Here is an 8,730-nt window from a genome sequence, read left to right on the forward strand (position 1 = left end):
CTCATGGCTGCAACTCCTTCTGCGTCATTTCATTTGCCGGATTCAGCCCGCTGTAAAAACAGGCCGCCTGCCGCGACCGCCCTTCCAGCGGTGGGATCCCCTGACGACAGCGGTCGGTGGCACGTTCACAACGCTCGGTAAAAGCACAGTACGGCGGCAGCGCAGCCAGATCCGGCACCTGACCGGGAATGGAATACAACCGCCGGCGACGCTCGCCCGGCGTGGGCCGCGACGCGATCAACCCCTGCGTGTACGGATGCAGCGGATTGCGCAGCACTTCCGCCGTTGCGCCCTGCTCAACAATTTTCCCGGCGTACATCACCACCACGTGATCGGCCATCTGCGCGATCACACCCAAATCATGCGTAATGAGCATCAGCGCCATGTGATTTTGCCGCGCCTGATCGCGTAACAGCCGTAAGATCTGCGCCTGCACGGTGACGTCCAGCGCGGTGGTCGGCTCGTCCGCAATCAGCAACTGCGGCTTACAACTGAGCGCCATCGCAATCATGATGCGTTGTAACATGCCACCCGAAAGCTGGTGCGGATAACTGGTCATCAGGCTTTCCGCACGCGCCAGACCAACGTCGGTGATCATCTTCGTTGCCTTTTCCCAGGCCGATTTTGGCGATTCCCCGAGATGGCGGATCAGCGGCTCAACCAGCTGTTCACCAATGGTCAGCACCGGATTGAGCGCGGTCATCGGTTCCTGGAAAATCATCGCCAGCTGGTTGCCGCGTAGATCCGCCATTTGTGATGCGCGCAGTTTCAGTAAATCACGCCCCTGAAACAGGATTTCGCCGCCATCAATGCGCGCGGCCTGTGGCGGCAGTAATCCCATCAGCGACATCGCCGTGACGCTTTTTCCGCAACCGGATTCGCCCACAATGCCGACGGTTTGCCCTGCCTGAACGTCAAACGTGACGTCCTGCACTGCACGCACACGCCCCTGATCGCTGGAAAAAGACAGCGCAAGCTGATTAAAACGGATCAACGGTTCTGTCATTTTTTACTCCGTTTCATCTTGGGATCGAGCGCATCGCGCAGGCCATCGCCCAGTACGTTAATCGCAATAACGGTGATAAAAATCGCCACGCCCGGCGGCATCCATAACCACGGACGGCGCTGGAAGTCGATCAGGCTGTTGGCCGCGTCCATCATGTTTCCCCATGAAGGCGTCGGTGGCACCACGCCCAACCCGAGATAGCTGAGCGCCGATTCACTGAGAATGGCGTTTGCCACCGCCATCGTCGCCATCACTACCAGAATGGGCACAGTATTGGGCAACAGATGGCCGAACAGACGACGGCGCGCGGATAACCCGAGCACCTGCGTCGCCAGCATAAAATCACGCTCGCGCAGGGACAGAATTTGCCCGCGCACCAGACGCGCCAGCTTCGGCCATTCCAGCAAACTGAGCATCACGATCACCATGTAGACGCGCGAATCCGGCGAGAAATCCAGTTCCGAGAGCATCGCGCCCATCACAATCAGCAGCGGCAGGCTCGGAATGGTCATCACCAGATCGGCAAAACGCATGATAATTTTGTCAGCAACGCCGCCCAGATACCCCGAAACCGCGCCCATCAGATAGCCGAGTGTCACAGAGAGCAACATGGTAAGCAGGCCGATGATCAGCGAAATACGCCCGGCCAGAAGCAGGCGCGTATAAACGTCGCGCCCAAGAAAATCGGTGCCCAGCCAGTGATCGGCATTTGGCGCTTTATTAATCATCAGTGCATCGGTAGCGTCATCGCGCCATGGCGAATAGTAAGGGCCCACTATGCACCAGACCGCCATGACCAGCAGAAGGATGAGGCAAAACATCGCCAGCCGGTTCTGTCGCAACGATTTCCAGGCCTGCTGCCACGGTGACGGTGTCACCTGCGCCATCGCCGGTATTCCCGCTTCACGAAGCCGGCGGTGTGTTGAAAATAATGATCCAAACATCACGACCTCACACGAATACGCGGGTCAGCCCACGCATAAAGCACATCGGCAATCAGGTTGCCCAGAATGGTGAGAACCGCCAGGAACAGCGTGAATCCCATCAGCACCGGATAATCGCGCGCGGCCAGCGAATCAATATGAATGTGCCCCGCGCCCGGCCAGTTAAAGACCTTTTCGGTGATCAGCGCACCGGAAAACAGCCCCGGCAGCTCGAATCCTAACAGCGTGATAATTGGCAACAGCGCGTTCCGCAGCGCATGTTTGAGGATGACGGTGCGCTCGCGCAGCCCTTTGGCGCGCGCGGTACGGATGAAATCCATGCGTACGACGTCCAGCATGCTGGCGCGGAAATAGCGCGTCAGGCTGCCCGCCTGAAGCATCACCAGCGCAATCACCGGTAATACCAGGTGCGCCGCGACCTGCATCACCCAGGCCCAACCCGTGGCGTCACTGCCGGTATTGGTCATGCCGCCAACCGGCAACCAGTGGAGATCAACCGCAAACCATTTGATCAGCAGCAGGCAAAGGAAAAACGTCGGAAATGACATCGCCGCGAATATCACCACGCTGACGACGTGATCAAACAGCGAATAGGGTTTCATGGCAGAAACAATACCCACCGCCAGCGCGATACCCCAGTACAGCACCATGGCGATAGTCGCCAGCAGGAAGGAGTTCCAGATGTACTGATTCAGCAACTGACTCACCGGGATCTGATATTGCAGCGAAAAACCCAGATCGCCCTGGAGCAGGTTCCCCAGCCAGTGCAGATAGCGGCTAAGCAGAGGCTGATCGAGGCCGTATAACGCTTTGAGTTCGGCGGCACGCTGAGCGGTCAGGGTAATATTGCCGTCGATAAAATCGCCCGGCGTTTTGGCAAACAGCATAAAGATGAGCAGCGAAGCGAGGAACAACATCGGGATGGTTTGAAGCAAACGACGCAGAATGAAATTTCTCATGACTTCCTCATTGAAGCTGCCGGTAAGAACCGGCAGCAACGTGATTTCTGATTATTTGACGATTTTGACATCCGGCAGGCTGCCGGTCAGGCCGTTGTAAATATCCGGTTTGAAACCGGTCACGCGGGCACTGCTGGCCGACAAAATTTTACGGTTGCCGAGCAGGATCACCGGCGGATCGTTCGCCAGAACTTTGTACAGTTCGTGGTAAACCGGCTTACGTTTTTCGATGTCGAGGGTCGCATTACCTTCGTTGATCAGCTTATCCACTTCCGGATTGTTGTAACCCTGCTCCGTGGCCTCTGTGCTGTAGTAATCCCAGACGCCGTCGTGCGGATCATTGAGCGTGCTGGTGCTGAATGACGCCAGATCGTAATTCCCCGCTTTACGTTGCGACATCAGCGCGTTGAAATCCACAACCTGTGGTTTCAGCAGCACCCCAATCTTCTGGTAGTCCTCTTTGGCGATAGGGATCAGGGCGTCGTTCAGTACTTTTTTGCTCACCAGCAGCGTCAGTTCCAGACGTTTGCCGTCTTTCACACGAATGCCGTCAGCGCCGGTTTTCCAGCCCGCTTCATCCAGTAATTTACTGGCCTGCGCCGGATCGAATTTGTACGGATTCACGCCTTCAGTGTTATACGCCCAGGAGATTGGCGCGATCGGCTCGATAGCCACGGAGCCGTAGCCCTGATACACCACGTCGATCAGTTTCTGGCGATCCAGACCGTAAATCAGCGCCTGACGAACTTTTACATCCTGCAATACCGGGCGATGAAGATTGAACTCAATCTTGCTGTAATCGCTGGATCCGTACAGGTTGATGTTCGCAAAACCCAGCAGTTTAAGCTGTTCGATATCATCAGGGCGTGACGTAAAAGCGTCATAGTCGGTATCGCCGGTCTGGAATAACTGGAAGTTCGTCGACGGATTGGTAACACGATAAATGAAACGTGGCGTCGGAGGCGTACCGCGGTAATAGTTTGTGTTGGCGTGGAAACGGATCTCCTGCCCCGGAATGTATTTGTCGTAAACATACGGGCCGTTACCCAGCGGTTTGCCGTGCAGCGTGCGCAGTGTATCGAGATTTCCACGCTGATAATCTTTGCCGTAATAGGCTTTCGACAGCACCGGCCCGCCGATTTTTTGCAGCGTGGTCGCGCCCGGTTGCGTGGTTGTCACCTGAAGGGTCAGCGGGTCGATAACTTTCAGACCACTGACGCTGTCCGCTTTGCCCTGCTTATATTCATCACCGCCGGCAATGTGTGCCAGCGTGATGTCGGTGTCGCCGTCATATTTCGGGTCGTACAACACGGTCAGTGTGAACGCGACGTCTTCCGCCGTCAGCGCTGAACCGTCGCTGTACTTGAGGTTCGGACGCAGTTTGATGGTATACGTTTTGCCGTCCGGGCTGACCGTCCAGCTCTCCGCCAGACCCGGAACCAGTTTACCCTGACTGTCCCAGTCAATCAGGCGGGCGAAGATCACGTTGGTGACGTTTTCATCCCAGCCATTCACGAAGAAGTAAGGGTTAAAAATGCCCTGCGGTTCGGAGATCCCGGCGATCACGGTGTCCGTACGCAGTTTCGCGGCAGCAGGCACCTGGCTGGCGTCTGTGGCCGGAGTGATGCCTTCTTTAAGAACATCGTCCGCAAAGGATAAAGAAGAAAACATCACGGCGCTGGCCAGCAATGCGATTTTAAAAGAAGCGGTGCGGCGCGCGCGGGAGACGGATTGCGCGGGGGCAGAAGTGAGTAACGTAGCCAAGTGACATCCCTCATCAATAAGTGTGCAATAGGTTTACAAAACATGACGAAGAGTAAGGTTGGGGTTTGTCCTTGTCTAACAACGAAATAATATGGCTTATAGCTTTTGGGCAGTACGCTGAAAAAGCCGCCAAAACGGGTAATGTGGAATGATTTCCTGCCCATACCCAGTAAGCACTCACTAACCATTCAGGTCAGGATAATCAGTAAGTTAACTGTAATGGACGTCGGAATCCTCCGGATCCGTACAAAGAAAAACGGCGTATCTCATCGAAGATACGCCGTTCATTTCGGAATGCTTTCAGGCCGGGACTGTCAGGCAGCGGTTTTCTTACTGCGGGAACTGACCTCAGAGAGGATCTCTTTTTGTTTGCTCTTCTCGCCGATCAGCTTGTACCAGCCTGAAAGCTTGCGCAGATCCGGCAACGTCGCCTTTTCTTCAACGTCGTAAGCGCTTAATTTCTCACGATACTCTTCGAAGATGGTGATACAGCGGCGTGCCCACTCGCCTTCCAGCGCCGAACCTGCCACTGCGCGCGGACGGCGCGGTAAGCGCGGGCGCAGTGGTTTACTGGCTTCTGGCGCTGACTCATCGACATACGCGAACTTGATCGAAACAACGGTTCTGCCCTGCTTCACCGGCTCCCAGACCACGGAGATATCGGTATTGGCGTTGATCCGGTTGATCGTCGGTTCAAGCAGCTTCTGGCGGAAGTCACGGTAATCCTCGTATTTACCTGCCAGACCGGCCTTCTCGCGCATCCAGTTGAGATCCAGGGTCACTTCAATGGCTTTACCGCTGCGTCTGCCGTAGAGGTTTTTGGCTTTGATTAACCAGCCATACAGACGCACGGAGAACGGCGTATCCAGTTTGGCGATATTAGCAAAATTGAGTTTGGTAAAAGACTCTTTTAATTCATATAGATACGGTGCAACGTCCTGACCAAATCTCAGTACAACGGCGCTGTGATCATCACTGCTGACGTATTCCAGCCGCGAGAACCACGAAAGCTGAACGGTACGCACCTTTCCGGTTTTCGTATCTGGTTTGTAGATGGTGACCGGCTTTTTCATCAGGCTTTCTGCAGCTTCACGCAACTGGCGGTGGCTGCTGGTCGGGTTTACCCCGTAGATCCGCTGGTAATCCTGAGGGAAAAGTCGATATAGCGTGTCCGGCTGAGGTTTCCTGCTATCAATTTGTGCCAGCGCCAGGTTAAGCAAGCGCATTTCATCCAGAGTAACGCTGTAGGCGCCTTCAAGAAGATCGTTCCCCTGAACTACGGTGAGTTTATTCAGTTCCATGTAGCAGGATCCATAAGTGGAAAGTAGGTAAATTATTCCACATAAAAAATACTGACGTAAAGTAAAAACAAGGCTTATTTATTCCTTTACTTTCAAATTGTTATAAGAGGATCCTAAAACATCGATCAGGAAAAACTTCCACATATGATTTTCCACCGACTCCGGGATCCTTTTTTAACATGCTGGATCGGCTCGCTTTTTACAGGAAATTACTCCACTTATCGGACTGAAGATCTCCAGCCCAGAATGTCTGAGATACTCGCTGCTCTCCCCTGCCGATCAGAAAATTCTTCCACATATAAGTCCATACTGCACGTTAACTGACCGTAAACGGCTTTGTGATCCCGTTCTCATTTCAACATCCCGGCCCGTTCCCTGTCTGAATCGGGATCTACAGGAAAACTTTCCACATATATGTGCCCCGGCGATCAGAAAATGTCTCCACATTTAGGGATACACGATCGGCGATCAGGAAATAACTCCACATATATGGGGCGTTCCGATCTCAGGAAATCTTTCCACGTATAGCAATGCGCGGGATCAGGAAATACTTCCACGTATTCCATCGTAAGGTGTTAACTGACTGCACAGTTACCGTGAATTCACGCACGTTTGATCAGATAATTCTTCCACATATAGGCAAGTGACAATGTCACATAATTCCTAACCCACTGTTTATAAAACATTATATTTTCAGAGATCAATTGAATAGCGTTAATCAGATCAGAAAATGTCTCCACATAACCGCTGATTGGATCAGGAAAATCTTCCACATATGCCCTGCTCTGCTGCCCGGATATCTATTTCTGAAGCCGATTATGCCTGACCAGGATGATCCTCTCCCTGCTGCGTGACACAACGTGACGCTGTCACAGGAAATGTCTCCACATTAGGGCTCGTTCTGGGATCAGGAAATTACTCCACCTATCATAAAAATGAGTTGTGGCAATATGTTAGTGTTAAATCTAAGCTGATGTTCATGACATGGGTTCCCAATGGAAACTGTCCACAGAAAAAAGCTCCACGTATCCAGTGGACTGATCTGTAAGGGAATTATCCACAGGAAAAAGCTCTACATTCATCATGAAAAGGATCCACATCCAACAGGAAGGATCTCCACTCCGGGCAGGAAATATCTCCACAAGACGCGTTGTATTCTGCTGATTTACTTAATAAAAAACCTCTCTTAAAGAGAAAGATCTAAACTTATAAATAAAACAAAACACTATTTGATCTTGGGATCCTGATAAGGACTGGCGACGTTAATACGTAAGGGATTAGGAAAAGGAAACACCAGAAGGGACAAGGTTGTGCAGGCTTCAGAAACAAAAGCGGGCCAGAAAAGGCCCGATCAAGACGGAACAAACGATCAGGAACGTTCGTTGGTGATTAGCCAGGCATTGATCAGCTCTGTCAGAACGTCTTTCATCTCGCGATCTTGCAGGAAGCAGCTGGTTTTGAAACGGCGATGCAGCTCTTCATCGATGTTAGTCTGTAACTTCTTCACTGAAGCGGGCGGCTTTGCTACAGCGTCCAGTGCTGTAGTCAGTTGTCTGTGCTGGCCAAGTTTCATTTTCATTTCAACAACTCCGTAATTTCTTTGGTCATAATTTCAATCTCGCCTTTCGCATTACCGTCCGTTGTATCGAAGACTGTTCCGCCATCCATCATGGTACGGATGTATACCTGGCGCTGAGTGGTGCCTGTGCGCAGTGCCGGAACGCCTGTATCAGCAATCGATTCTTTCAAGACTTCCAGCATCTTAGCGGATGCGACTTTCTTGGTGATCAGAAAACGCGCGATGACAGGCTGTAAATTTTCACGCGCCTCAACAACGGCAAGTATAGCGCCACAGGCTGCAAAATCTAAAGGTGACGGTGTCACAGGGATCAGGACTAAATCACTGACCATCACCGCTGCTGATGAAATTGCCGAGATTGCTGCTGCACCGTCGATGACTACGTAGTCATATTCTTTCAACTGCTTACGTACGGTATAAACTTCTTTTTCTGATGCGGCTTCCGCCAGGTCGAACTGGCATTTGCTTTCGTCGTACCAGTTGCTGATGCTTCCTTGTGGATCGGTATCGACCATCACGACTTTATGACCTTGTCGTGCAAGACAGGTTGCGATGTTAATAGAAGTCGTGGTTTTCCCTACCCCGCCCTTCCCGTTCAGGAAAGAAATAATTTTCGCTGCCATAACAACCTCTTGGTGAAGCGCTAAATGAAGATTATTGAATCCCGTAATCATAAGGTTTCGGGATTCATTATTTATGTAATCATAGGATTCTGGGATTTAAAAATCCATGAATCACAGGATTGAAACACTACTATAAAGTTTACATCCGATGATTTCAATATTTTAGGATTACCGAATTATATTATCCTGTGATTTCAGGATTACGTGATTACCGGTTGATTGATTACGGCGGTAACATAATGTTCAGGATGTTATGATTTTTGAATCCCATCATCCCAGGGTTTTGGGATGTCAGGATTGCAGGCGGATAAGGCTGAAGTATCGATCTCAAAGAATAAGGGTGCAAAATGGAGCTACAAGGATTTCGCTATCTTGTGATTTTATGATTCTGCGTTCTTGGGATTTTCGCGGGGATGCATCATGCCAATGAGAGCGCCAAAAAGTTTCGGCTGGTGTTGATGTTCAAAACAGTAGCCATGAAAATCTCACCATCTCACCATCTCACCATCTCACCATCTCACCATCTCACCATCTCACCATCTCACCATCTCACC

The 8,730-nt window shown here is 51.6% G+C and carries 7 protein-coding genes; all 7 read right to left on the reverse strand.

Going from position 1 to position 8,730, the window contains the following annotated elements; genetic code table 11:
• Position 1 precedes the first annotated feature (1 nt).
• Positions 2–1,006: an ABC transporter ATP-binding protein gene (locus J8X26_RS09120; RefSeq protein ID WP_152326712.1), complete on the reverse strand. Its 1,005-nt coding sequence runs from the start codon at positions 1,004–1,006 to the stop codon at positions 2–4.
• Positions 1,003–1,950 carry an oligopeptide ABC transporter permease gene (opp4C, locus tag J8X26_RS09125; RefSeq protein ID WP_165059889.1) on the reverse strand — a complete coding sequence of 316 codons (948 nt, stop codon included), beginning with the start codon at positions 1,948–1,950 and terminating at the stop codon, positions 1,003–1,005. Before opp4C ends, J8X26_RS09120 begins: the two co-directional genes overlap by 4 nt.
• A complete protein-coding gene (locus J8X26_RS09130) occupies positions 1,950–2,909 on the reverse strand; it encodes an ABC transporter permease (protein ID WP_152326710.1) in 960 nt (319 codons plus the stop codon). The genes opp4C and J8X26_RS09130 overlap by 1 nt, the downstream gene beginning before the upstream one ends.
• A gap of 51 nt (positions 2,910–2,960) precedes the next feature.
• Positions 2,961–4,580 carry an ABC transporter substrate-binding protein gene (locus J8X26_RS09135; RefSeq protein WP_244370450.1) on the reverse strand — a complete coding sequence of 540 codons (1,620 nt, stop codon included), beginning with the start codon at positions 4,578–4,580 and terminating at the stop codon, positions 2,961–2,963.
• A gap of 407 nt (positions 4,581–4,987) precedes the next feature.
• Positions 4,988–5,974: a replication initiation protein gene (locus tag J8X26_RS09140; protein ID WP_104925214.1), complete on the reverse strand. Its 987-nt coding sequence runs from the start codon at positions 5,972–5,974 to the stop codon at positions 4,988–4,990.
• A 1,369-nt stretch (positions 5,975–7,343) separates the two neighbouring features.
• On the reverse strand, positions 7,344–7,553 hold the full coding sequence (locus J8X26_RS09145; RefSeq protein WP_101078106.1) for a plasmid partition protein ParG: 210 nt from the start codon (positions 7,551–7,553) through the stop codon (positions 7,344–7,346).
• A complete protein-coding gene (gene parA / locus J8X26_RS09150) occupies positions 7,550–8,176 on the reverse strand; it encodes a ParA family partition ATPase (protein WP_014341720.1) in 627 nt (208 codons plus the stop codon). The genes J8X26_RS09145 and parA overlap by 4 nt, the downstream gene beginning before the upstream one ends.
• Positions 8,177–8,730: the final 554 nt, after the last annotated feature.

Source organism: Rahnella sp. ChDrAdgB13 (assembly GCF_017655185.1).
Lineage (GTDB): Bacteria > Pseudomonadota > Gammaproteobacteria > Enterobacterales > Enterobacteriaceae > Rahnella > Rahnella contaminans.

Coding starts and splice junctions, on each gene's coding strand:
- opp4C (WP_165059889.1), bottom strand. CDS start 1,950: ATGTTTGGATCATTATTTTCAACACACCGCCGGCTTCGTGAAGCGGGA.
- J8X26_RS09140 (WP_104925214.1), bottom strand. CDS start 5,974: ATGGAACTGAATAAACTCACCGTAGTTCAGGGGAACGATCTTCTTGAA.
- J8X26_RS09120 (WP_152326712.1), bottom strand. CDS start 1,006: ATGACAGAACCGTTGATCCGTTTTAATCAGCTTGCGCTGTCTTTTTCC.
- J8X26_RS09145 (WP_101078106.1), bottom strand. CDS start 7,553: ATGAAAATGAAACTTGGCCAGCACAGACAACTGACTACAGCACTGGAC.
- parA (WP_014341720.1), bottom strand. CDS start 8,176: ATGGCAGCGAAAATTATTTCTTTCCTGAACGGGAAGGGCGGGGTAGGG.
- J8X26_RS09135 (WP_244370450.1), bottom strand. CDS start 4,580: ATGTTTTCTTCTTTATCCTTTGCGGACGATGTTCTTAAAGAAGGCATC.
- J8X26_RS09130 (WP_152326710.1), bottom strand. CDS start 2,909: ATGAGAAATTTCATTCTGCGTCGTTTGCTTCAAACCATCCCGATGTTG.